Below are 24,644 nucleotides of genomic sequence, written 5' to 3' on the forward strand. Positions count from 1 at the left end.
CCTAGCTTTTTACATTACATAAGTGGTGCTGAATGAACATGATTCCTTATGAAATGTGCTATAATGAGGAAAGACTCCTAAAATAGGAGATATGGGTGTCCGTGAAGTGTGACATATATGAATATAGATTATTATGTAAGAATTATGGAGGAAAGACATGACGCAATATACCCCTATGATACAGCAATACTTAAAGGTCAAGGCAGACTATCAAGATGCCTTTTTATTTTTCCGCTTAGGTGATTTTTATGAAATGTTTTTTGAGGATGCGGTTAAAGCAGCTCATGAACTTGAAATTACATTAACGAGCCGAGATGGTGGTAGTAGTGAACGTATACCGATGTGCGGTGTACCGTATCATGCAGCTAAAAATTATATTGAACAACTTGTTGAAAAAGGATATAAAGTAGCAGTTTGTGAGCAAGTGGAAGATCCAAAAACAGCTAAAGGTGTAGTACGTCGTGAAGTAGTACAATTAATTACGCCAGGAACGATGATGGAAGGGCGTACAATAGACGAGAAAGAGAATAACTTCTTAGCAGCATTAACACATTTTGAAGATGGATCTTATGCGCTAGCTTGTAATGATTTAACGACTGGACAAAATACAGTGACGTTATTAACAGGTTCAGTAGAAGATATTTTATTAGAAGTGTATGCAACTGGTTCAAAAGAAATTGTTGTAGATTCTACATTTTCAAAAGATGAATTAAATAAATTAACTGAAACATTAAAAATGACGATTTCGTATGAAGATGCAACAACTATTCCTGAAGGGTTAGAACACCTTGTGAAAAATGTTTCACAAGCAAAGTTAATTAAAGCAATTGGACGCTTATTTAACTATGTAATCAGAACTCAAAAACGCTCACTAGATCATTTGCAGCCAGTAGAAATTTATTACACGAACCAATTTATGAAAATTGACGTGCATTCAAAACGCAATTTAGAGCTAACAGAGACTCTTCGTACGAAGGAAAAGACAGGCTCATTATTATGGCTATTAGATAAAACAAAAACGGCTATGGGTGGACGTATGTTAAAACAGTGGATGGAACGTCCACTTATCCAAAAAGAAAAAGTGGAAGAGCGTTTAGAAATGGTTGAAACATTTGTAAATGATTACTTCTTACGTGAAGATTTAAAAGAAAAATTAAAAGAAGTATATGATTTAGAACGTTTAGCAGGGAAAGTTGCATTTGGTAATGTAAATGCACGGGACTTATTACAGTTAAGACGCTCTTTACTTCAAGTACCAGCTATTTTAGAAGCGATAAGTCTGTTAGATAATGCTTATGCATCAAGATTAATTCAAGGCGCGGATCCATGTGAGAGCTTAACTGAATTACTAGGAAGAAGTATTCAAGAAAACCCACCGCTTTCTATTAAAGATGGAGATATTATTAAAGATGGTTATAATGACAAGCTTGATCAATATCGCTACGTTAGTAAAAACGGAAAAACGTGGATTGCTGAGCTTGAAAAACGAGAGCGTGATATTACAGGGATTAAATCGTTGAAAATTGGGTACAACCGTATTTTCGGCTACTACATTGAAGTGACGAAAGCGAATCTTGCAGCACTTCCAGAAGGACGCTATGAGCGTAAACAAACACTTGCAAATGCAGAGCGTTTCATTACAGATGAACTGAAAGAAAAAGAAACGTTAATTTTAGAAGCAGAAGAAAAAATTGTACAATTAGAATACGATTTATTTACAGCACTTCGTGAAGAAGTAAAAGTATTCATTCCGAAATTACAACATTTAGCGAAAGTCATTAGTGAATTAGACGTACTACAAAGTTTTGCGACAGTTAGTGAAGAGGAGCAGTTTGTAAAACCTGTGTTAACAACTAAGCGCGAAATCTTTATTAAAGATGGTCGTCATCCTGTCGTTGAAAAAGTATTGAACGGGAAATTGTATGTACCAAATGATTGTATTATGCCGGAGAAGATGGATGTCTTTTTAATTACAGGACCGAACATGTCTGGTAAAAGTACGTATATGAGACAATTAGCACTAGTAACTGTTATGTCGCAAATCGGTTGTTTCGTACCAGCGACAGAAGCAGTATTACCTGTCTTCGATCAAATCTTTACGAGAATTGGTGCAGCGGATGATTTAATCTCGGGTCAAAGTACATTTATGGTCGAAATGTTAGAAGCGAAAAATGCAATTGCAAACGCATCAGAAAGAAGTTTAATTTTATTCGATGAAATTGGACGCGGTACATCTACGTATGATGGTATGGCACTTGCACAAGCAATTATTGAACATATTCATGACCAAATTGGTGCGAAAACATTATTCTCTACACATTATCATGAATTAACAGTGTTAGAAGAAAGTTTAGACCAACTAAAAAACGTACACGTTTCAGCTATTGAAGAGAATGGAAAAGTAGTTTTCCTTCATAAAATTCAAGATGGAGCGGCTGATAAAAGTTACGGAATTCACGTTGCTCAACTTGCTGAGCTTCCAGATAGCTTAATTGCTCGTGCGAAAGAAGTGTTAGCACAGCTAGAAGGACAGGAAGAAATTATTATTCCGAAACGAGTAGAAGTGAAGGTACAAGAAGTTGCCTCAGAACCAGTAGTTGTAGAAGAAGAACCAGCAGAAATACAAGAAAAGAAAGAAGAGACTGAAGAAGAGTCACAACTATCTTTCTTTGGAGGAGAACAATCTTCGAAAAAACAAGACAAGCCTGTGCTAGATCAAAAAGAAACGGCAGTACTTGCACAAATTAAAAAGATTGATTTACTTGATATGACGCCTTTAGAAGCGATGAATGAACTGTATCGTTTACAGAAAAAGTTAAAGAAAGGATGAGTAAGTAGATGGGGAAAATTCGCAAACTCGATGATCAACTCTCTAATTTAATTGCGGCAGGGGAAGTAGTAGAGCGCCCTGCCTCAGTTGTAAAAGAACTCGTGGAAAATTCCATCGATGCGAATAGTACATCTATTGAAATCCACTTAGAAGAAGCTGGGTTATCGAAAATTCGCATCATTGATAATGGGGATGGCATTGCAGAAGAAGATTGTATCGTTGCATTTGAACGCCACGCGACGAGCAAAATTAAAGATGAAAATGATCTGTTTCGTATAAGAACGCTGGGTTTCCGCGGGGAGGCCCTGCCGAGTATTGCCTCTGTAAGTGAATTAGAATTAATCACAAGCACAGGTGATGCGCCTGGTACACACCTTATCATTAAAGGTGGAGACATTATAAAACAAGAGAAAACGGCAAGCCGAAAAGGAACAGATATTACAGTACAAAACTTATTCTTTAATACACCAGCGCGTCTTAAATATATGAAAACTATTCATACAGAGCTTGGGAATATTACAGATATTGTGTATCGTATTGCGATGTCGCATCCTGAAGTATCGTTAAAGCTGTTTCATAATGAAAAGAAATTGCTTCATACATCAGGGAACGGTGATGTAAGACAAGTACTTGCAGCGATTTATAGCATTCAAGTTGCGAAGAAGCTTATTCCAATTGAAGCTGAATCTTTAGATTTCACAATTAAAGGGTATGTAACATTGCCAGAAGTAACGCGAGCGTCTCGTAACTATATGTCAACGATTGTAAATGGCCGTTACGTTCGAAATTTCGTATTAATGAAAGCCATTCAGCAAGGGTACCATACATTACTGCCAGTTGGACGATATCCAATCGGTTTCTTATCGATTGAAATGGATCCAATGCTAGTTGATGTTAACGTACATCCAGCGAAATTAGAAGTTCGTTTTAGTAAAGAACAAGAATTGCTAAAGCTTATCGAAGAAACACTGCAAGCTGCATTCAAAAAAATACAGCTCATTCCAGATGCAGGTGTAACAACGAAGAAAAAAGAAAAAGATGAAAGTGTACAAGGGCAGTTCCAGTTTGAGCATGCAAAGCCGAAAGAACCAACAATGCCAAACATTGTTTTACCGACTGGAATGGATGAAAAACAAGAAGAAACAACGACTGTGAAACAACCAGCACAACTTTGGCAACCGCCGAAACAAGAATGGCAACCACCACAGTCGCTTGTAAGAGAAGAAGAAAGTTGGCAACCATCCTATAAACCAGTAGTAGAAGAAACGGTTCAAGAGGAAAAAGAATGGACTAGCAATGAAGAGGACTTTGAATTAGAGGAATTGGAAGAAGAAGTTCGAGAAATAGAAGAGATTGAAATGAACGGTAATGATTTACCGCCACTTTATCCAATTGGACAAATGCACGGAACCTATATATTCGCTCAAAATGATAAAGGGTTATATATGATTGATCAGCATGCAGCACAAGAGCGCATTAATTATGAATATTTCCGTGATAAAGTGGGACGAGTTACGCAAGAAGTGCAAGAATTACTTGTACCGTATCGCATCGATTTATCTCTTACCGAATTTTTACGTGTTGAAGAACAGTTAGAAGAACTAAAAAAAGTCGGACTATTTCTAGAGCAATTCGGCCATCAATCCTTTATAGTCCGCTCGCACCCAACGTGGTTCCCGAAAGGACAAGAAACAGAAATCATCGATGAAATGATGGAACAAGTCGTCAAGCTAAAAAAAGTAGACATAAAAAAACTACGAGAAGAAGCTGCCATCATGATGAGCTGTAAAGCATCGATTAAAGCAAATCAATATTTAACGAACGATCAAATATTCGCTTTACTCGAAGAACTTCGTACGACGACGAACCCATACACATGTCCGCATGGAAGACCGATTCTTGTGCATCATTCTACTTATGAATTGGAGAAGATGTTTAAGAGGGTTATGTAGGGTTTATAAAATTAGATGTAAGAGGGGAGCAACATATTAATGTTGCTCCCCTCTTACTATGTACACTTGTAATTGTTAAATGAGAATGGGATGGAGTATTATTGCTGTTTATTTAAATTTAAGCTCATCATAATTCATGTTATAAGTAATTCATTTCTTGGCTAGTGCGGCCTTAATTTATCTATGTATAAAAAAGCGCTGTATACCAGCACTTTTTAAAAGGTACGTGAATTGTATAATAAAGATTTATACATTGCTAAAAACGTAACTATGCATGGCCAAATATTGATTCTTATTTGGTTAATTATTATAAGGATCTATACAATTATTTATTTTTATTATTAATTTTTTCAGTGTATAGAACTTGCTCTTTGTAATGCTTCTTAATTGGGAAAGTATGTGTACCTGTGCCATTTTTGAATTTTTTATCAATGGGGTTTTTTAGAGGGATTGTTGTAGTTTCGGTAAATTCATATGGGTAATTTATTTTAGATTTATCTTCAAACATGAAAATGCCTCCTTTTTAGGGTTTCCTAAATTCTTTACTATAACATGATATGCATATATGTTTTTTTGGACTAGTTATTTATATAGGTTAATGGAATTTAATAACATAACTACTGAAATATTTTAAAGGAAAACAATTCGAGAAAGATATTGTATGAATAGCAGTTGACTACTATTGTTATTTTTAAGTTATCGTGATGTATTTGAAATTTTGAAGAGACGTGGCATATCGGTTCATCTAACAACCATTAGTGATGGGTTCTTTTATTTATCAGCGAAGTAAATAATGCATATATATTCGTTATAGATTGTTTTTATAATGTGATTTATATGGGTTTTTCCTGATAATATAATGTGAAATATTATATTATTATTAGGTTATTAGGAACACTTAATGTTGTTTCACAACTGAAAGCGAATTGAAAAAGAACTGAAACTTTTCTCATAAAAATTCAATCTTACTTGAAAAATGAAAGGAAAATGAAATTTTCTAAAAGAAATTCTTTGTTAAGATAAAAAGCATACATAAAAAAAGTATTGACATATCTTAAAAATGTGTTTTCAAGATATAGTGGGGGAAAAGATGAGAATAGAAAAACAATTAATAAAAAAGATGTATTATGAAACATTCCTAATGGAGAATGAAACAAAACCACCTCTTGACGTACTTGGGGAAGTTTATGTAAACGAAGAAAAAAATGAGATTTCCGATGGGTCTTATATTCGTTTTGCACAAGGTGAATTTTATTATCACCATCAAGATTTTGAAGCAGCTATTTTCAAATGGGAGAAAGTTGGCAATGAACTAGCGCCATGGGCACAAAAAAACATTGCGGATGCTTACTTTGAACTGAACCGATTATCAGTTGCTGAAGAGGTTTATACTTCTATTACTACTGATAACAAAATATTGATGACTGAAATTGGACTACAATTACTTTCTCTTTACATCGAGCAAAATAATTTTGACTCAGCTTTCGCTGTTATTAAAGAAGCAGTTTCTTTAAATCCCGATTATCCAAACGTCACAATAATTGCCCGTTCCTTTTATGAGGAACAACAAGATTTTGATAGTGCAGTAGAGCTTGCTGTGAATGAGTTAATTCGAACAGAATCTTATCCGTGGTTTGAGGTTCTAAAAGGATATATCGATAAAGGATTTACTAAAAATATTTCACCAGATTATTTTTATGAAGTATTAGTTACATTAAATAATGTAGATCAAGTGCAATTTACGCAAATTGTTTCAGCACTTTGGAACAGTTATAAAAATGAACAAAATTACTTATTATGGCTTAACACAATAAATGAGTTTTTCTTACATATCGAAATACATTCGTCCGATATATGGGACAAAATTTCTTCTCTTTACGAAGAAACGTACTTTGAATTAATTCAAGGTCAATACATGCTTAGACAATTACATGATATCATTCCAAATCTGTTAACAAATTGGTTAAAGGTAGTCAATCCGTCTCATGCGGTATTTCCATCAGCAGCTGTATTGGCATGGGATGAGATTTTCCCTTCCAAAATAGATTCAGCAAATATAAAACATGCGGAAAACCTACTGTTATATTCTATTAATCATGTGGATGGCTTAGAGTATAGTTTACATCTTTTTGAATCTATTACACAGTGGGCACAAAAGCATGAAATAGAAATGGGTCACCGATTTAGATGGTTAGTTGGCGAGCTTGCAGATTTAAGAACAAATCGTATTTTAGTAACGGGAACGTCAGGAAACGGAAAAACTGCATTTATTAACTCCATATTAGGAGAAAATATATTAGAAAACTCAATCTCGAATGTAGTGGTTTTAAAAAATGATGCTCATACAGAAATTAACGCTATAACAGATGCAGCCATTACGACAACTGAGAATTTCTCTGATTACCATAATATGATGTCTCTACACCATCAAACATATAGAGATAGAGCATGTGTTGAATTTAAATTACCATGCAGATTTTTAAGCAAAAATAAACTTACATTCGTAGTTACACCTGGCTTTAATAGGAATAACGACACTAGAGATGAGATATTTGAATATCTAAATTCTGTAGACGAATTATTGTTCGTATTGAATGCGGATTCACCTTTTACTGATAAAGAACGTGACATTCTGTTAAGCATTCAAGAACATACACCAAATCTACAAATTCATTTCTTATTAAATAAAATAGATAACATTTACAGTGAAGCAGAAATAAAAAGAGTATTACATGATACGCAAGCGAGAATAAACGCATATTTCCCGCATGCGAGACTTTTCCCTTACTCTTCGTTATATACAAGTAGTCAACAACTAAATGATTTAACTGAGTTTATTCGTTTTAACTTTAACTATAAAAATATCGATGCAGAACGTACTGAAAAGCTATTGTTTTTCATTCGAAAAACAATTACATATCTTTTGGATAAACGAGTTGAGAAGGAAAACAATCTAGTGGATGTTATTAATTGGAATGAAGATATGTTAGTTAAACTAAATGGTTGTATTAATAACCTTACTGCTTTTGAGAAGGAAAAAATTCATTTAATTACAGAATCATATCGTGCAATGAAAACTGAAATTACTAATGATCTTACTGAACGTATTCCGAAGCTATTGCAGAGTTGTTCTGATTTAATTAGTGAAGAAAGCGATTTCGGGCACATTGATATTGAACTAAATACAGCGATGAACAAAAGAGTACACAAATATTTAGAACAAACTGTATTACCTAATTTTGCTCGTTCTATGCAAAATTGGATTGAAACTTCTAATAATGAGTTCCTTCAAAGTCAATCGCACTTAGAAGAACTCAGTGAAGGACTTAATTCTTTATTTGGAGAAAATCGAATACAGTTAGAATGTGACTTTAAAGTGCTTGATGACTGGCGCAGAGATACTGATAGAATGACGACTAGAATACAAATGGAAGAAGTAAATATTTTACGCCGATTTACGCCAGCACAATTTTTACTGAAAAGTGCCGGTAAATTATTTGGGGTTCTTCCTAAAAATAAAGCTATGCTATATAACAAATACAAACAGTATTTAGAAAATGAAGATTATACCGAGGTAACGGCTTCTATTATGAAGAAATTTTTCTTGCAATTTGAGCTGTTTGAAAACACACAAGAGCGGGATATTAATATGTTCTTTAGGAATCCATTTAACTCCTTGAAACAAGCTGTAGAAAATACTCATTTAGAAATACAAGAAAAACAAGAGATATTACATAAAATGAAATCAAATCCTGAAGTTTATCATGATTCTATAACGCTCTTTGAATTGAGATTACGTCAATGTGAAGTAATCTTAAATATAGGTGAGGATAATGCCTATACAGATTTAACTTTAGAAACAACTATAGAATAAACGTAAAACAACTCCAAAATACACAATAAAAGTGGATTTTGGAGTTGTTTTTTGCTTACATCCGTATAATATGTCAGGTCTTTTTTTATATTAAATTGCATCATATGTTATAAGAAAGTAAAAAGGGAGCAACCGTAATTAGTTGCTCCCTTCGCATATATAGATTATTTTTCAGTTTCTTTAATTTTAGTTTTTACTTCTCCAGTTTTAATTTTATTACTTTCTGAGAAACGTAATAGATCGCCTTCAATAATTTTGTCAGACATTCGTAATTCATTTTGTGCACGGTTAATCATTTCTTGAGCTTCTTTTTTTGGTAAATCTACAATCTCACCTGTTTCTCGATTATAAAAAGTATGATTTGTATATGCATACTTGTCAGTAACGAAGCTACCATCACGGAAAACAACAAATCCGGTATATTCATCTGAAAACATATCATGGCCAAAACGGATATCGTTAGTAGTATCAACCCCTAATAAATTTAGAATAGTAGGTTTCATATCGATTTGTCCTGTAGGCTTTGAAATGGTTTGACCTTCTTTTTGTCCAGGGACATGAATATATAAAGGTGTACGTTGTAAATTTAAAGTATCAAATTCTGTTATTTGATCTTTTTCTAAAAACTGCGCCATTGCGCGATTATGTTTTTCGGAAATGCCATAATGATCGCCGTATAACACAATAATAGAATCATCATAAAGCCCCTCAGCTTTTAAACGCTCAATAAAGTTTTTAATTGATTCGTCTAAGTAACGAGCTGTTACGATGTAACGATCAAATACGCCATTACCAGAGTTATATGGTTCAATGAATTTTGTATCTTCATCATACGTAAATGGATAATGGTTTGTTAAAGTAAGGAAACGAGCATAAAATGGTTGATCAATCGTTTTTAAGATGTCTACTGATTGATCAAAGTATTCGATATCTTTTAATCCCCAATTTAAATTTGTTTCTGGCGTAATTTTGTAATCAAGTTCATTATAGTAACGATCATAACCAAGAGCAGAGTACATGATATTACGATTCCAAAATGTTGCGTTATTCGCATGAAATACGGTAGTGAAATAACCTTGTTGACGTAAAATTTCTGGAGTCGCAGTATAGTCATTGTTACCGTGTGTAAAGAATACAGCTCCTCGATTTAATGGATACAACGATGTATCTATTAGAAATTCAGAATCTGATGTTTTTCCTTGACCAGTTTGGTGGAAAAAGTTATCAAAGTAATAGCTTTCATTTATGAATTCATTCAAGAACGGTGTAACTTCTTGACCATTGACGGATGCACCTATTAAAAAGGTTTGCAAGGATTCAAGGGTGACGACAATTACGTTTTTTCCTTTTGCTGAGCCAAACATAGTAGGGTTCGGCTCACTTTGGTTTGCTTTTACGTAGTTTTCTGTTTCTTGTAATTTACTACTATCAGCAAGTGCCTTTTGTGATCCTGCTTTTACTTGCAGTGTCAAATCATATACTTGATGAGTGTATAGTCCTAAATTTTTAACAAGCATTACTCGGTCGAAGGATCTCGTTAATAATTCAGGTCGCTCTTTTTCTGCAAGATGTAGATTCGCAAAAAATACAGCAATCGTTAAAAGAAAATATAACAAGCGTGCAGAATGAGTTACACGTCCTGTTTTAAAGACTATTGATTTCTTCTTTAACAAAATAAAGAAGAAAATAATGTCTACGAATGCGAGTATAATTTTGTAGTTAAATATTTCTTTAATACTACCGCCTAATTGTGTAAAGTTTGATGTTTGTCCAAGTACTGGTAACGTAACGAAATCACTATAAAAATCATAGAACATTACATTCCCAACAAGTACGATTGTTAATAAAAAATTAATACATAGCGCTATATAATTTCGCTTTTCACCATTTGCAAATAATGCTAATCCGACAAAAGCTAAGGATGCAGCTAGAGGGCTAATAAACAAAATAAGCTCTTGTGTAGAAGACTCAATTTTTAAATCAAAACTGAATCGCGTAATAAGATATGTTTTTAACCATACTGCTAAAGCAATTATTATAACAAAGCTTATATTTTGCATTTGTAAATTTATTTTATTCTTCATTTTTACACCTTCTTTATATGAATTATTTAACTAATGTTATATATTATATTTTCATAACTATTAGAGTGTAATGAACCATTTAGATTATGTTTTTCTAAAGGTAATAATTTGAAGTATTCATATACATACAATGGGGGATTTTAAAGCGAAGTAACATAAATCTAATTTTTTTAGAAACGGAGCAGAAAAAGTCATAGTTGTAGTGAAATTGACTTATAGACATCCTAACATATTAAACACTATGATGATGTTACAAAATATCGAACAAATGAAAGTGAAAATGAATAGACGCTTTTTAAACTATTGACATTATATTAGTTAGAATTTTTAAAAAGTTTTTTAAGAGTAAACAATTATATTAATTAGTAGAAAACTACATTCTACATAGAATGTAGTTTTTCATGTGTTTTTAATATATCCCGTAAAATCCTGATTCTTTGTGGGATAATCATTAGCGGGGAGGGATAATAATTTCGTTAAAGCTATTATTAGATAAGTAAAGTGTTGGTGAAACTTAAAACATTTTGACTGGCATCTTAATTAAAGGGTCTAAATACCTGATAAATATTTTCCAACATACAGACCACTTGCAGCTGCTTGAGATAATGAATGAGTGACGCCTGAACAATCTCCAATTAAAAATAACCCATTTATACTTGTTTCAAAATGGTTATTGATTTTTATTGTAGGAGCATAGAACTTTCCATCAATTCCATATAGTAAAGTATCTTGATCGATAGGTTCTTGGGTAAAGTGTTCTAAGCGTAATAAAAATTCTTTGAGTCCGTCAATATATAATGGAGGAATTTCTTTATTCAAATCTCCATAATCTCCGTGTAGTGTAGGGTGTATACGATTATGTTTCATATCTTTTTCCGCAGTAGGTCGTTTCTTTATTAAGTCCTCTAAGCGCTGAATAACAATTCGATCTCGTCCTTGGTTAATGCCTTTAATAATTGAATTTGCATATACATTCGCTTCTTTGAGAGTTGGAAAATAGCGCGGAATAAATAAAGTGAAATTTAAATTAGGAGTGCCAGTTCCTTGCTCTCGAAAATTTTGACCGTCAGGCATAACTAAACCTTCCTCATACTTCCGAATAATGCGTCCTTTTGGATTCATACAGTAAGTAGTTGCTGTGAAATGATCATGTTGATAAGAAAGTTTTGTTTCAAACGTATCTTTTAATATAGAACGTAATTGGTTTTCTTTCATCTCTACTCTAATACCTAAATCTACACGGGTTTGCTCCTGTGCAATTTCAAGGGAAGAGCACATTTCTTTTAACCAATCCGTCCCAGAACGCCCAGTTGCAAATACTAATTTCTTAGAATAGACAGTTTCTTGATTTGTATATATTTTAAAATGGTCTTTCTGCTTAACGATATGTAGTACATCTATATGAAATCGGATATCTATTTTGTTACGTAAAAATTCATAGAGTTGCTGAAAAATGTTACTTGAAAGTGTAGTACCTAGGTGCCTTACTTCTGTTGTTAGCATTTGTAAACCACACGCTTCAGCTCTCTTAGTGAGATTTAGATTTTCTGTAGAATATTTTGAAACTGAACTTCCGCCAAACTGACATAGAATTTCATCTACTTCAGCCATTAGTTGCATAAAACCTTCTTTACCTACTTTTTGCTCAAGTTCTCCTCCAAATCCATTTGTATAATTAAATTTCCCTTCAGATTTTCCTAAGCCACCAAAACCGAAATATTTATCACATGTATTACAGTTACACGTTTTCCCTTGGTCTAAAGGACAATTCCGATGTTCTAGCGGTTTTCCTTTATCAAGAATTAAAACTCTTTTGTTACTTTTAGCTAATACATAAGCCGTAAAAATGGCACTAACTCCAGCGCCGATAATTGTAACATCATACATATTTTTTCACCTGCCAACGAATAGTTTGTTTGCTATTTTCCTAGTGTATAACAATTTTACAAAGTTAAGAAATAGCTTGTATTAATAAAGTTATAGTTGTGGATTTTTTGCTCACTCAATTACTCTGAATGGTGAATTAGATACAACAGTTTTTTATTTGAAAAGAGAGATAGTTTTAAACAATCATTTTATCATATGGTTAATAAAAGCTTAGATATTAAAATAAAAAAGAACAGACCTTTTAAGTAAAGAGGTCTGTTAATAATTTGAAATTAATTATAGTTTTATTACGTATTTTTATTTAGCAAAGACATGGTTACCGATTACTGCTACTGTTTGTCGTGTAGTAATCCATTTGCTTGTTGAAGTTTTTGGATTATAGAAATAAAGCCAATCAGAATTTGTTCCGTTTGTAGAGATAGCCTCTTCTACAGCCATTTTGGCTTCTGCGCTTGCAGGTTGATTAATTCTTCCATCTGTAACAGGAGTAAATGCATATCCGTGTTTAATAGGTTCATAAATAACCCCTGTAATTGTATTTGGAAATCCTTTTGCATTTACACGATTCAAGATCACTTTCGCTACTGCTACTTTTCCTTTATATGATTCGCCACCTGCTTCTGCAGTGACTAAGCGTGCCATTAAGTCCTTTTCTTTTTCCGAAATACTTGAATTAATTTTTAAGTGTTGTCCTGTATAAAGCTTGTTTCCGATTGTGTTGTTGATTTGTTTTATAGATTGAACGGTTACATTATAACGCTTTGCTATAGTTTCAAATGAATCTCCTGGCTGTACTTGATAAATAATTTGTCCAGAAATGTTCGCAGGTTTGGCGTTTTGATGAACAGTGACCTCATTTGATTTCATGGATCCCGGAATATGTAACTGTTCGCCAATGAAAGTTTGATCATTTCCTTTATGATTCGCTTGTTTAATGGATTGTATTGGAACTCCATATTGTTTACTAATGTTCCAAAGTGTATCATTCTTTTTTACTGTATGAATAGTAGAAGCATCGGCTATGCTTTGATTACATACGAATGTAATTGCTGCTGCAGATAAAGGAATTATATGTTTTATTTTTAATAATTTCATTGTAAATCCTCCTAATAAATAATTAATTTATAGCAGTTGAGTAATGTGGTTCAGAAGATATATGATGTATATTTAATATTCTAATGTAAGTATATTAGCACATATAAAATAAATAATCATTATAAGTTTTTTATTTATGTAATTTAGGGCCCGAATATGAAATATTGCATATGAAAACACATTGAAGTTCATGTTGTTGATTACTATAATTTATCTAGTAGAAAGGTACCTTAATATGATTTGGAATTGGAATTTATATAATTTAATATATTGTTTAATCGTTATCGAATAGAGGAGTGATATAATGAAACTTTTTAAAAGAGTATTTGTTCCAGTTGTAATAATTTCAACATTTATAGGAATAGGAGGGGGTTTCAATATTATAAAGGCTGATTCTATAGAACAACATAGTAAATCAGAGGTTGAAAGAGAAAAAGATAAGCAAATCATTGTGAAATTCAAAGCGGATTTGAAATTACCATATGAAGATGGTATTGAAAAACAGATACAAGCTCAAAAGAGTGATAAAGTACTAGAAGATCTTTTGGCAGAATATCCAGATTTAACATTTACTCGTTTATTCACATCTGTAAGTCCAGAAGAAATACAAGACCTTGAAGTGAAAGCACCTAATAATGTATCTACAAGCCTATTAAACTACTATATTCTTCAAACTCAAAATGGTGAGCATGAAGAAGCACTAGTAGATAAGTTAAAAGCATCTTCTTTAATAGAAGATGTGTATATTAAGAAACAAGAAAAAATAACGCCGCCTGAAGTGCAACCATCAGGTGTATCTCTTACTCCTAATAGTAATCCTAGATTTAAAAAACAAGGTTATCTTGAATCAGCACCATACGGTATTAATGCGCCTTTCGCTTGGGGAGTTCAAGGCGGTAATGGAAATGGGATAACTTTTGTTGATATGGAATATGGATGGCTATTAAATCATGAGGATTTAGTACATCAAAATATTGAATTGATGTCTGGAAGGAATATAGATCAGCATGTCGGTCATGGGACGTCTGTATTAGGAATTGTTTCATCTGAAGATAATGAAGTGGGGAATATTGGTATTGCGCCAAAAGCTAAAGCAAAAGTAATTTCTCAAATAAGAGATAATGGACAGTATAATACAGCTGATGCAATACTAAGTGCTGTAAATCATTTAGAAGCTGGGGATATTTTATTATTAGAGGCACAAGCATCCTTTGATGGATATGGTGATAAATATTTACCTGTTGAAGTACAACCAGAGATCTTTGATGCAATTCGTGCTGGTACAGATAAGGGTGTTGTAATTATAGAGGCTGGAGCAAATGGTTGGAATGATTTAGATCAATTTAAAGATAGAAATGGTAAACAAGTTTTAAATCGTAATAGTAAAGATTTTAAAGATTCGGGTGCAATTATAGTAGGAGCGGGCTCTTCATCTTTCCCTCATGAACGTATGTGGTTTTCGAATTATGGAAGCCGTATTGATGTGTATGGCTGGGGAGAAAACGTAGATACAACTACAGCTGAGCAAAGTAGAAGGGCTGTAAATCTTTATATATCCAGCTTTAGTGGCACGTCGAGTGCTTCGCCTATTATTGCCGGAGCAGCGACTTTAGTACAAAGTATTGCTAAAAAACATTTAGGACAACCATATAGACCAAGTGAACTAAGAACGATATTAAGTAACCATAACACTGGAACGAAATCTAAAAATCCATATTCAGATAAAATTGGTGTTTTACCAGATTTGAAGTCTATACTAGTAAACTTAGGGTATGAACGAAGAGAACCGAACGGTGGGAATGAGTTACAAGTAACAGAAAATGAACCAAATAATGAACCTAGACAGGCAAATAAAGTTAACTTTAATACACCAATGAAAGGAACACTACATAATAGTGATAACGTAGATGTATTTACTTTTCAAATTGACTCACTAGAAAATATTAATATTTCTCTACTAAATGAACAAAATATTGGAATGACATGGGTACTTCATCATGAATCAGATTTAAATAACTATGTAGCATATGGTGAAAATGAAGGGAATGTAGTTAAAGGAACCTATAATGCAAAGCCAGGTAAATATTATTTATATGTCTATAAGTACGAGAATAAAGATGGTTCGTATGTATTGAACATAAAATAAACAAAAGGAACTTCTGCTGAAGTTCCTTTAAATTTTTCTCATGTATTGAGAATATGTGAATGATTTTTTAATTTTACTTCTATGCAATATTTCATATTTATGAAATGTTATTTATTTTTTATTAAGTAGCTTATATCATATTCAATAAGTTTGATATAAAAACAGAAAAAGAGAGGAATAATAATGAGCAATAAGAAGTTTATTTTGAAATTATTCATATGTAGTACTATATTTAGCACATTTGTATTTGCTTTACATGATAAGCAAGTAGTTGCAGCTAGCTCTGTTAATGAGCTTGAAAATTGGTCAAAATGGATGCAACCTATACCTGATAACGTACCGTTAGCACGAATTTCAATGCCAGGAACACATGATAGTGGTACGTTCAAGTTGCAAAATCCGATAAAGCAAGTATGGGGAATGACGCAAGAATATGATTTTCGTTATCAAATGGATCATGGAGCTAGAATTTTTGATATAAGAGGACGTTTAACAGATGATAATACTATAGTTCTTCATCATGGACCACTATATCTTTATGTAACATTGCGCCAATTTATAAATGAAGCGAAACAATTTTTGAAAGATAATCCGAGTGAAACGATTATAATGTCTTTAAAAAAAGAGTACGAGGATATGAAAGGAGCAGAAGGTTCATTTAGTAGTACTTTCGAAGAAAATTACTTTCTTGATCCGATCTTTTTAAAAACGGAAGGGAATATAAGTCTTGGAGATGCTCGTGGGAAAATTGTATTATTAAAAAGATATAGTGGCAGTAATGAATCTGGAGGGTATAATAATTTTCCATGGCCAGATAATCAAACATTCACCGCAACTTTAAATCAAAATATAAACATAACGGTACAAGATAAATATAAAGTAAGTTATGATGAAAAATTAGAGTCTATTAAAGATACGATAAATGAAACGAATAACAATAGTGAAGATTTTAATCATCTGTATATTAATTTTACAAGCTTGTCTTCCGGTGGTACAGCATGGAATAGTCCATATTATTATGCCTCTTATATAAATCCTGAAATTGCAAACTATATGAAACAAAAGAATCCTACAAGAGTCGGATGGATGATTCAAGATTATATAAATGAAAAATGGTCACCGATACTTTATCAAGAAGTTATAAGAACGAATAAGTCACTTATAAAAGAATAAAGATTGTGATAGTAAGAAGCGATAAAATATGTCGCTTCTTTTTTGTTTTCTAAAAATTAACATCAGGTATAGTTTTAGATATCGTACTTTCATGATAGAAAAAAATCAAAACTTACGCTATAATTACACATATAAAATTTGTACCTATAAATTTTATATGTGGTAATGAATTTGATTTATTGCAATGAAATGGAGGTATATGCTATGAAGTTTTCACATGATTTTTTATTCGGGGCTGCTTCAGCTTCTTATCAAGTAGAAGGTGCATGGAATGAAGATGGAAAAGGTGTTACGAATTGGGATGAGTTTTCAAAAATTCCTGGCAAAACATACAAGGGGACAAATGGTGATGTAGCTGTTGATCATTATCATCGATATAAGGAAGATGTCCGCTTAATGGCTGAGATGGGATTAGAATCGTATCGTTTTTCTATTTCTTGGGCGAGAATTTTGCCGACTGGAGATGGAGAGGTAAATGAAAAAGGAATAGAATTTTATAACAACTTAATTGATGAATGTTTAAAATACGGGATTGTACCGTTTGTAACTTTATATCATTGGGATCTACCATTAACTTTAGAAAATGACGGTGGATGGACGAATAAACGAACAGCAGAAGCTTTTGTAAAGTACGCAGAGATTTGCTTTAAGGCATTTGGTGATAGAGTTAAACATTGGATTACTTTTAATGAAACAGTAATGTTTTGTGGATTAGGGTATTTAAAAGGTGCACATCCACCAGGGATACAAAATGATGTTCCAAAGTACTTTCAAGCGACTCATTATGTATTTTATGCGCATGCGAAAACAGTTGCAGTGTACAAGCAGTTAAAACAATATGGTGAAATTGGTATTACGCATGTTTTCTTGCCTGCTTATAGTGTGGATAATCAAAAAGAAAATATACTAGCAGCAAATCATGCGAATGAATATGAAACGTATTGGTACTATGATCCAGTTTTAAAAGGTGAGTATCCATCTTATGTTGTGCAACAATTAAAGGAAAAAGGATGGACTCCTAATTGGACGGTTGAAGAATTAGAAATCATTAAACAAAATGCCGGGAAAAATGATTTTATTGGCTTGAATTATTATCAACCAATTCGAGTGGAAAGATACGATATGGATATAAAGAATGAGGAACATTCTCGAGAAAACTCAACACTTGCTCCAGGTAACCCTTCCTTTGATGGATTTTATCGAACGGTTAAAATGGATGATAAAACATATACAAAATGGGGATGGGAAATATCTCCCGAAGGTTTCTTAGACGGCTTGCATATGTTGAAAGGGCGTTACGGTGATATAAAGATGTATGTGACAGAAAACGGACTTGGTGACGAAGATCCAATTATTGACGGAGAAATTGTAGATGTTCCGAGAATTAAATTTATTGAAGAACATTTAAAAGTAATTAAGCGTGCGATTCAAGAAGGGATTCATTTAAAAGGGTATTATGCATGGTCAGTTATTGATTTGTTAAGTTGGCTAAATGGATATAAAAAGCAATATGGCTTTATTTTTGTCGATCATAATGATAACTTAAAACGTAAGAAGAAACTTTCGTTTCATTGGTATAAGCATATTATCGAAACGAGAGGAGAAGAGTTATAAAAGATAAAAGAGTATTTTAGGAGAAAGTGTATGAGTGCAAAGTATAAACAAATTGCAGATATTTTAGAGCAAAACATTCGAGATGGACTTTTTAATGAAACGAAAAAATTACCTACAGAAGAAGCATTGATGAACCGGTTTGAGGTAAGTCGTAATACGATACGTAAAGTAATTAGTCAGCTTGTTAATAGAGGTTATATTTTTCAAGTACAAGGTAGTGGCATGTTTTTACGTGAAACTTCTGTAACAGATTACATTAATTTAGGCAGTTTACGTGGATTAACGAAAAACCTCGTTTCACAAAATATTGAAACGAAAGTGTTAGAGCTTGAAATAATAGATGCGAATGAAGAAATAGCAGAACGGATGCAATGTGACGCTGGAACTAGGTTGTATTTTTTGAAACGTTTAAGAATTGTAGACGGTAAACCCTTTTCTATTGAAATTAGTTATTTCAAAAAGGATATAATTCCATATTTGAATGAAGAAATAGCATTAAGCTCTGTATACAGTTATTTCATTGAAGATTTGCGACTAAATATTGGTTTTGCCGATAAAGTTATTAGTTGCGAAAAAGTAAATAAAGAAAACGCACAGCTTCTAGAAATAAATAAAGGTGATCCGGCACTTCTTATTGAAAATACAGTGCATCTTGTAAATGGAACCATTTTTGAGTTATCTCAATCGATGTTTCATTATGAAAAGACCAAACTTTTAAATCGGATTAATTTTAAGTGAAAATGAATATAAATAACTCTGTGAAAAAAGCAACTGATAAGAAAGATCAGTTGCTTTTTATTTTTAAAGTGGATGAGCAAAAAAACCTGAAAGTGGTTGGTCCGTTTTTTGCAAACTTCTATTATGATAAGAGAAGAAAGGTAGTACTGTATTGATGCTTTAAGGAGGACGCTTTTATATATCTCATTTGTTTAAATAGACTGGCCTTAGAGAGGTGAAAAGACAATGAGTTTTGCAATTTCACTAGTTGTAATTATTGTAATTGTATCGCTGTTTGGGACCGTACTAGTCGCACGAAATGTGGAGGAGAATTACGATAAGTCTACAAAGAGGAATGTGAAGAACTTATCCGCTATCTATATCATCCTTCTTTTAGGGTTACTTGTAGGAGTTACGTGGTATGCGGTCGTTATTTTATAGAGTTTGTATATGATGAAGGTGATTAATACTATTATTACAGTGAATACTGTTATTAGTGAATGAGGGACGGTAGTTTTGAAAGGGGGGAACTAGATGGAATGGAAACCGAATCGTGCAGATAAGACTCCTGTTTATAAACAAATCGCTGATTATATTGAAAGAGGCATTTCTTCAGGCGAATTTCTTTCTAATAGTAAGTTACCTTCTGAACGTAAGTTAGCAAAGGAATTACAAGTAAACCGGAGTACGATAGTAGCTGCGTATGAAGAATTGAAATCACTTGGGGTAGTAGAACGGCAAAAAGGAAGCGGAACGCGGGTAAATACAGACATATGGGGTGTGTCACATAAACGTATACCAAATTGGGGGAGATACGTAGAGGATGGATCGTTTTTACCTAATTTACCACTTGTTCAACAAATTCGAACGGAAACACAAAAAGATGATTTAATCAATTTAGCGAGTGGCGAATTATCACCAGAGTTATTTCCGACTGGTCAATTTCGAACAATTTTATCAGAACAAACATTTATGGAAAACCTCGGTTATGATCACCCACTAGGGAATGAAATGCTAAGAAAAACAATCGTAACACATGTTCAGCAATATAAACAAATAGAAGCTGATTCACGTTCTATTCTTATTACATCTGGGGCTCAGCAGGCACTTAATCTTATCGTTCAATGTTTGTTAAAGCCTGGAGATGCGATTGCAATTGAGGATCCATCTTATTGTTTTTCGCTGCCGATGTTTAAATCAGCAGGGTTAAAAATATTCCATTTACCTGTAGATCAGCACGGTATGAATCCAGATGACTTAATTGATCTGCACAAAAAGCACCGCATTCGTATGGTTTTTTTAAATCCGGATTATCAAAATCCAACTGGAACGGTGCTTTCATTGGCGAGACGTAAAAAGATACTAGAACTATCTTCTGAATTTGGTATACCGATTGTAGAAGATGATCCATATAGTTTAACTTCTTTTAATGGAGAAGTGAATCCAACATTGAAATCAATGGATCAAAATGGAAATGTTCTGTATATAAGTTCATTATCAAAAATTGTTGCATCAGGATTACGTATTGGCTGGATAATTGGCCCTACGCGCGTAATAGAACGTTTAGCAGATGCGAAGCAGCAAGTTGATTTCGGTCATAGTGTATTTACACAGTGGGTAGCAAATCAATTTTTAGAATCAGAGGATTTTCATACGCATATTACAATGCTTCGTGGACAATTGAAAAAAAGAAGAGATGAGTTAATTGCAAGTCTTAAAGAAATATTAGAGGACCGAGTTGAGTTTTTCGTTCCAGAGGGCGGAATACATTTATGGTGTAAAGTTCAAGGTTCATTTGACGAATATCATTTATTAGGCAAATCTATTCAAAATGGAGTAGCATTTGTCCCAGGAAGTGTATTAGGCTCGAAAAGTGAATATATACGATTTACTTTTGGGAGAGCGAATGTAGAACAAATTCAGGTTGGGATTACAAGACTCGCGGAGACTTTAAAAGAGATTTGATGATAAAGCTGTTATAGGTGTGGGAAAATCTAGTATTGAAATGAGGGCAAGCAGTTGAAGTTCTTGACGCTTTTACTTCAAGTAGGAGTGCTATATTTGTTTAGTTTGGCTGGTGTATGGATTCAGGAAGTATTTCATCTATCTATGCCAGGAAGTTTAATAGGAATGTTAATCCTTTTTCTTCTTCTTTCCACTCGTATTTTGCCATTAAAATGGTTTGAGATAGGTGCAGAAAAACTAATAGTATTTTTACCTTTATTTTTAATTCCTTCGACGACTGGTTTAATGGAATATGGCTCATTTCTTTTAAGTAAGGGTAGTAGTATGTTCTTCCTAGTTGTTGTAAGTACTTTAGTAACATTGATTGTTTCAGGCTATGTAAGTCAATTATTAATAACATCTAAAAAATAAAAACGACAAGGTGCACTATTCAAATGGTCTTAATTTTTATTACTGTAGTGATTTATTTATTGGCGACAAAGTTATATAAAAAATTTACGTTTCCATTTACTTTACCGGTGTTAACAGCTACGGCAATTATGATTTGCATATTCCTTGCTTTCGGGATTTCTCATCAAGATTATAAGGAGAATGGGGGAGATATTCTTTCTAGCTTCTTGAGTCCTGCGATTGTAGCTTTAGCAATACCGCTATTTAAGGAACGAAAGATACTTATGAAAAACTTCTTTTCAATACTTGTAGGGGTAGTAATCGGTATAGTGGCTTTAATAAGTTTGAATGTAGTGATTGGGGAAATGTTGAATATAGATAAGGAACTTATATTAACAACTATACCGCAATTAGCGACGATGCCTATTGCAATTTCGCTAGCCAATCAAATTGGTGGTATCCCATCTATGACAGCTAGTTTTGTAGTTGTTGCAGGAATAACAGGTGCTATTATAGGACCGACAGTACTTAAGCTTTTCCGTATAACGAGTACGATTGGAAAAGGAGTTGGGATGGGCTGTGCATCACATATCATTGGTGTGAGTCGTCTAGTGAAAGAAGGAGAGAAAGAAGCAACTATCGGTTCGGTAACGATGATTGTAACGGGGGTACTAATTAGTATATTAGTGCCTTATGGAATGAAATTTTTATTTTAAAAATCAATGAATCGTAATAAGTAGTATAACACTACTCATTTTAGAAAGTAATGGGGATGATTAAAGTGACAACATGGTTTATAGTTACGTTATTTATTTTTGGTGCTCTTAAAGTACTAGTTTCTAGTATGCCAACTTCTGTTGTAGAATCAATTATTAGTAGATTTGAGTTACATCAAAAACTTGATGAAGAAAATACTACTGTAACGATAGGTGGGAAAAACATAGGAGGAGAAATGAAACTTCAAGTTATTCACGAATTTAACGAGGCTTTATTTTTAGATAAACATTATTTTCCGCCGCAAGGAGAAGGAACACCATTAGTTATTGATACGAAGAAAGGAAAGAAAATGATTAGATTTTCTATATATAGCTATGAGGAACACGTTGATGTAATAAAGCAATATAAGAAGAAAGTAGTTGCATATCGTTTACGATCTAAAAGTCTTCAAAGTCGCTCAGTTGGAGTAACTGAAGATTATGCATAAGGAGAGACCGTTATAAAGACGGTCTCTTTATTTTTCGCATCCAATTATAAAATTTCCAAATAAGAGAAAAGAAAATGATATACCCAAAGAAAGAATAAATATGCTGCCAATCCGTACTATGTATAAATAAACCTAATCTCTCAGCAACTTGCTCAAAAATGCTAGCGCAAACGCCTATTGAAATAATAAATAGAGTTCTAGAAACTGTAGATAATTTTTTTAAAATTTGTATAAACGGGGCTGTTAAAATTGGCAGTACGAACAACGTAAAAGCTATGTTGACTGAAAATGTGGATGAGAAGGGCCTAACTGGAAATGAATATAATTGTTTATTAACAAAGAAAGCATCTAAACAAGTTCCAATAATAGAAGAGAGAAAGATTGTAACTACTAATGCTAGAAAATCATTCTTCTTCTCGAAGGAGGACATTTTTCTTTGCGAGAATTGCGAGTTCAATTCTTTCGAGTGTTTTGCAGTAGTCTTCTGTAATTTGTCCATTTATATTTTCCTCCTTATCGGTTAAATAGTGAATTATTTGCCAGTCGTTAAACCAATCTTCATGTTCTGTTTCTTCGTGTTCTATATTTTTCCATGCGTAAATAAGTGCAGGACTATATATACGATATGAATCCTTTTTTAATTGGCATCGTTTTATTCTTCGTTTATAAAACTCTCGTGAAAAGGATTCATTTACACTTGAAAATAAATGTGGCCAATAATCTTTTCGTGAGCCTGTATGAGGGTGAGTACCTGCCCAATGTGTAACTTGAGATAAAGTACGGTCATCATGAAATAATAATGCGTATAACCTTTTTCCAAGTAATATTCGTTCATGTAGTGAAGTGAAGTGTTTCATTGTGTCACCAATAAGTAATGTTTTAGGATTCATTTTACTTTCGTAAAAGGGAAAAAGGATATGATTGAACTGAAAGAAATCAAACAGTTTGAATCCAATACTATTTAGTACATTTTTTTTGAAGTATTCATTTTGAATGACTCTTTTTTCTAAGTAGTTTTGCTCGTTAATAATAGTTGCGATTGCTAATGTTTTTTTGTTTCCAGTTTTCCAAAAAAAGTTCCACATCGTTTCCATAAATGTTGAAACATTGAGGTGAGAGAGAAGGTGAAAAAGGTTTTTTGATTCCTTTACACTATACTCGTATAGTAAAAATTGAGGGTATACATCTTGAAAGATAAGCCAATTTCCTCGTTCTAAAAAAGAAAAGAAAATAAATTGATCTTTCTCAGATAATAACTTCGTATATAGGTCCCCTTTTAAATCTGTCATGTTCCAACCACCATTACGTGATACCATATGTCCAAGCAATGCCCAATGTATTTCAGGGTATTTTATATAAAATTGAAAATAGGCCTTCGTTCTTGTGACGTTATTTCGATTCAGTAATCTGGTTCGCTCTTTAATCGTATGGATTAATATTTCTTCTTCTTTCGTAAGTCTGTATATGATATTAGTAGTATGGGTGCTTTTTTGTTTTAGTTCATTTTTTACATTGAAGAGGGATAGTGGAGTAATTTTATAAAGTTTATCATTTGAATTATTGCGGTGCACATAGTTCCCTCCCATTCATATCATTTCGTATAAGTCTGTTATCATCAATGTATTAATAACGACTTAAATAAATGATATGTGGAGGAAATGAAAAATTGCAAAGTATATAAAAAGGAAAGAGGAGATGGACTCTACTTTCCTT

General features: G+C 33.0%; 18 protein-coding genes and 1 pseudogene. 13 read left to right on the forward strand and 6 right to left on the reverse strand.

Annotated elements, in window-relative coordinates:
* Positions 1-157: 157 nt before the first annotated feature.
* Both mutS and mutL read left to right on the forward strand, forming a co-directional pair.
* A complete protein-coding gene (gene mutS, locus BAU28_RS14595) occupies positions 158-2,830 on the forward strand; it encodes a DNA mismatch repair protein MutS (protein WP_048371592.1) in 2,673 nt (890 codons plus the stop codon).
* An 8-nt stretch (positions 2,831-2,838) separates the two neighbouring features.
* Positions 2,839-4,782, forward strand: coding sequence for a DNA mismatch repair endonuclease MutL (mutL, locus tag BAU28_RS14600; RefSeq protein ID WP_071718924.1), 1,944 nt, complete (start codon positions 2,839-2,841; stop codon positions 4,780-4,782).
* Positions 4,783-5,107: 325 nt separating this feature from the next.
* On the opposite strand, the gene BAU28_RS14605 is transcribed toward mutL, so the two are convergent.
* Positions 5,108-5,290, reverse strand: coding sequence for a hypothetical protein (locus BAU28_RS14605; RefSeq protein ID WP_002173048.1), 183 nt, complete (start codon positions 5,288-5,290; stop codon positions 5,108-5,110).
* A 157-nt stretch (positions 5,291-5,447) separates the two neighbouring features.
* Between BAU28_RS14605 and BAU28_RS29840 the strand changes: the two are divergent.
* Both BAU28_RS29840 and BAU28_RS14610 read left to right on the forward strand, forming a co-directional pair.
* Positions 5,448-5,539: pseudogene (locus BAU28_RS29840) on the forward strand (IS6 family transposase); the annotation flags it as partial.
* A 333-nt stretch (positions 5,540-5,872) separates the two neighbouring features.
* Positions 5,873-8,656: a dynamin family protein gene (locus BAU28_RS14610; protein WP_071718925.1), complete on the forward strand. Its 2,784-nt coding sequence runs from the start codon at positions 5,873-5,875 to the stop codon at positions 8,654-8,656.
* Between the two features lie 164 nt (positions 8,657-8,820).
* On the opposite strand, the gene BAU28_RS14615 is transcribed toward BAU28_RS14610, so the two are convergent.
* From BAU28_RS14615 to BAU28_RS14625, 3 genes are all read right to left on the reverse strand, one after another.
* Positions 8,821-10,740: an LTA synthase family protein gene (locus tag BAU28_RS14615; protein WP_071718926.1), complete on the reverse strand. Its 1,920-nt coding sequence runs from the start codon at positions 10,738-10,740 to the stop codon at positions 8,821-8,823.
* Positions 10,741-11,289: 549 nt separating this feature from the next.
* Positions 11,290-12,627 (reverse strand): NAD(P)-binding protein, encoded by a 1,338-nt coding sequence (locus BAU28_RS14620; RefSeq protein WP_071718927.1) that lies wholly within the window; start codon positions 12,625-12,627, stop codon positions 11,290-11,292.
* 297 nt (positions 12,628-12,924) lie between these two features.
* Positions 12,925-13,722 carry a cell wall hydrolase gene (locus BAU28_RS14625; RefSeq protein WP_071718928.1) on the reverse strand — a complete coding sequence of 266 codons (798 nt, stop codon included), beginning with the start codon at positions 13,720-13,722 and terminating at the stop codon, positions 12,925-12,927.
* Between the two features lie 304 nt (positions 13,723-14,026).
* Here BAU28_RS14625 and BAU28_RS14630 point away from each other — a divergent pair, with 304 nt between their 5' ends.
* The 9 genes from BAU28_RS14630 (at position 14,027) to BAU28_RS14670 (ending at position 22,931) form a co-directional block, all read left to right on the forward strand.
* Complete coding sequence (locus BAU28_RS14630) at positions 14,027-15,868, forward strand: S8 family peptidase (RefSeq protein WP_071718929.1); 1,842 nt, start codon at positions 14,027-14,029, stop codon at positions 15,866-15,868.
* A 183-nt stretch (positions 15,869-16,051) separates the two neighbouring features.
* Complete coding sequence (locus tag BAU28_RS14635; protein WP_071718930.1) at positions 16,052-17,041, forward strand: phosphatidylinositol-specific phospholipase C; 990 nt, start codon at positions 16,052-16,054, stop codon at positions 17,039-17,041.
* Between the two features lie 204 nt (positions 17,042-17,245).
* A complete protein-coding gene (locus tag BAU28_RS14640) occupies positions 17,246-18,655 on the forward strand; it encodes a glycoside hydrolase family 1 protein (RefSeq protein WP_071718931.1) in 1,410 nt (469 codons plus the stop codon).
* Positions 18,656-18,685: 30 nt separating this feature from the next.
* Complete coding sequence (locus BAU28_RS14645) at positions 18,686-19,393, forward strand: GntR family transcriptional regulator (protein ID WP_071718932.1); 708 nt, start codon at positions 18,686-18,688, stop codon at positions 19,391-19,393.
* A gap of 225 nt (positions 19,394-19,618) precedes the next feature.
* A complete protein-coding gene (locus BAU28_RS14650) occupies positions 19,619-19,813 on the forward strand; it encodes a hypothetical protein (RefSeq protein ID WP_071718933.1) in 195 nt (64 codons plus the stop codon).
* 93 nt (positions 19,814-19,906) lie between these two features.
* Positions 19,907-21,337, forward strand: coding sequence for a MocR-like pyridoxine biosynthesis transcription factor PdxR (gene pdxR / locus BAU28_RS14655; RefSeq protein ID WP_071718934.1), 1,431 nt, complete (start codon positions 19,907-19,909; stop codon positions 21,335-21,337).
* A 54-nt stretch (positions 21,338-21,391) separates the two neighbouring features.
* A complete protein-coding gene (locus BAU28_RS14660) occupies positions 21,392-21,748 on the forward strand; it encodes a CidA/LrgA family holin-like protein (RefSeq protein ID WP_048371567.1) in 357 nt (118 codons plus the stop codon).
* Positions 21,749-21,771: 23 nt separating this feature from the next.
* A complete protein-coding gene (locus BAU28_RS14665; RefSeq protein ID WP_002173036.1) occupies positions 21,772-22,443 on the forward strand; it encodes an LrgB family protein in 672 nt (223 codons plus the stop codon).
* Between the two features lie 65 nt (positions 22,444-22,508).
* The gene (locus BAU28_RS14670) at positions 22,509-22,931 is read left to right on the forward strand and encodes a YfmQ family protein (protein ID WP_071718935.1); all 423 of its coding nucleotides are present in this window, start codon (positions 22,509-22,511) and stop codon (positions 22,929-22,931) included.
* A gap of 10 nt (positions 22,932-22,941) precedes the next feature.
* On the opposite strand, the gene BAU28_RS14675 is transcribed toward BAU28_RS14670, so the two are convergent.
* Both BAU28_RS14675 and BAU28_RS14680 read right to left on the reverse strand, forming a co-directional pair.
* The gene (locus tag BAU28_RS14675) at positions 22,942-23,361 is read right to left on the reverse strand and encodes a CBO0543 family protein (RefSeq protein WP_071718936.1); all 420 of its coding nucleotides are present in this window, start codon (positions 23,359-23,361) and stop codon (positions 22,942-22,944) included.
* Positions 23,336-24,502 carry a DUF2515 domain-containing protein gene (locus tag BAU28_RS14680; protein WP_071718937.1) on the reverse strand — a complete coding sequence of 389 codons (1,167 nt, stop codon included), beginning with the start codon at positions 24,500-24,502 and terminating at the stop codon, positions 23,336-23,338. The genes BAU28_RS14675 and BAU28_RS14680 overlap by 26 nt, the downstream gene beginning before the upstream one ends.
* Positions 24,503-24,644: the final 142 nt, after the last annotated feature.

Origin of the sequence: Bacillus paramycoides (assembly GCF_001884235.1) — a bacterium.
GTDB classification, from domain to species: domain Bacteria; phylum Bacillota; class Bacilli; order Bacillales; family Bacillaceae_G; genus Bacillus_A; species Bacillus_A paramycoides.

Coding starts and splice junctions, on each gene's coding strand:
- BAU28_RS14645 (WP_071718932.1), top strand. CDS start 18,686: ATGAGTGCAAAGTATAAACAAATTGCAGATATTTTAGAGCAAAACATT.
- BAU28_RS14675 (WP_071718936.1), bottom strand. CDS start 23,361: ATGTCCTCCTTCGAGAAGAAGAATGATTTTCTAGCATTAGTAGTTACA.
- BAU28_RS14625 (WP_071718928.1), bottom strand. CDS start 13,722: ATGAAATTATTAAAAATAAAACATATAATTCCTTTATCTGCAGCAGCA.
- pdxR (WP_071718934.1), top strand. CDS start 19,907: ATGGAATGGAAACCGAATCGTGCAGATAAGACTCCTGTTTATAAACAA.
- mutL (WP_071718924.1), top strand. CDS start 2,839: ATGGGGAAAATTCGCAAACTCGATGATCAACTCTCTAATTTAATTGCG.
- BAU28_RS14640 (WP_071718931.1), top strand. CDS start 17,246: ATGAAGTTTTCACATGATTTTTTATTCGGGGCTGCTTCAGCTTCTTAT.
- BAU28_RS14635 (WP_071718930.1), top strand. CDS start 16,052: ATGAGCAATAAGAAGTTTATTTTGAAATTATTCATATGTAGTACTATA.
- BAU28_RS14665 (WP_002173036.1), top strand. CDS start 21,772: ATGGTCTTAATTTTTATTACTGTAGTGATTTATTTATTGGCGACAAAG.
- BAU28_RS14620 (WP_071718927.1), bottom strand. CDS start 12,627: ATGTATGATGTTACAATTATCGGCGCTGGAGTTAGTGCCATTTTTACG.
- BAU28_RS14610 (WP_071718925.1), top strand. CDS start 5,873: ATGAGAATAGAAAAACAATTAATAAAAAAGATGTATTATGAAACATTC.
- BAU28_RS14650 (WP_071718933.1), top strand. CDS start 19,619: ATGAGTTTTGCAATTTCACTAGTTGTAATTATTGTAATTGTATCGCTG.
- BAU28_RS14615 (WP_071718926.1), bottom strand. CDS start 10,740: ATGAAGAATAAAATAAATTTACAAATGCAAAATATAAGCTTTGTTATA.
- BAU28_RS14605 (WP_002173048.1), bottom strand. CDS start 5,290: ATGTTTGAAGATAAATCTAAAATAAATTACCCATATGAATTTACCGAA.
- BAU28_RS14630 (WP_071718929.1), top strand. CDS start 14,027: ATGAAACTTTTTAAAAGAGTATTTGTTCCAGTTGTAATAATTTCAACA.
- mutS (WP_048371592.1), top strand. CDS start 158: ATGACGCAATATACCCCTATGATACAGCAATACTTAAAGGTCAAGGCA.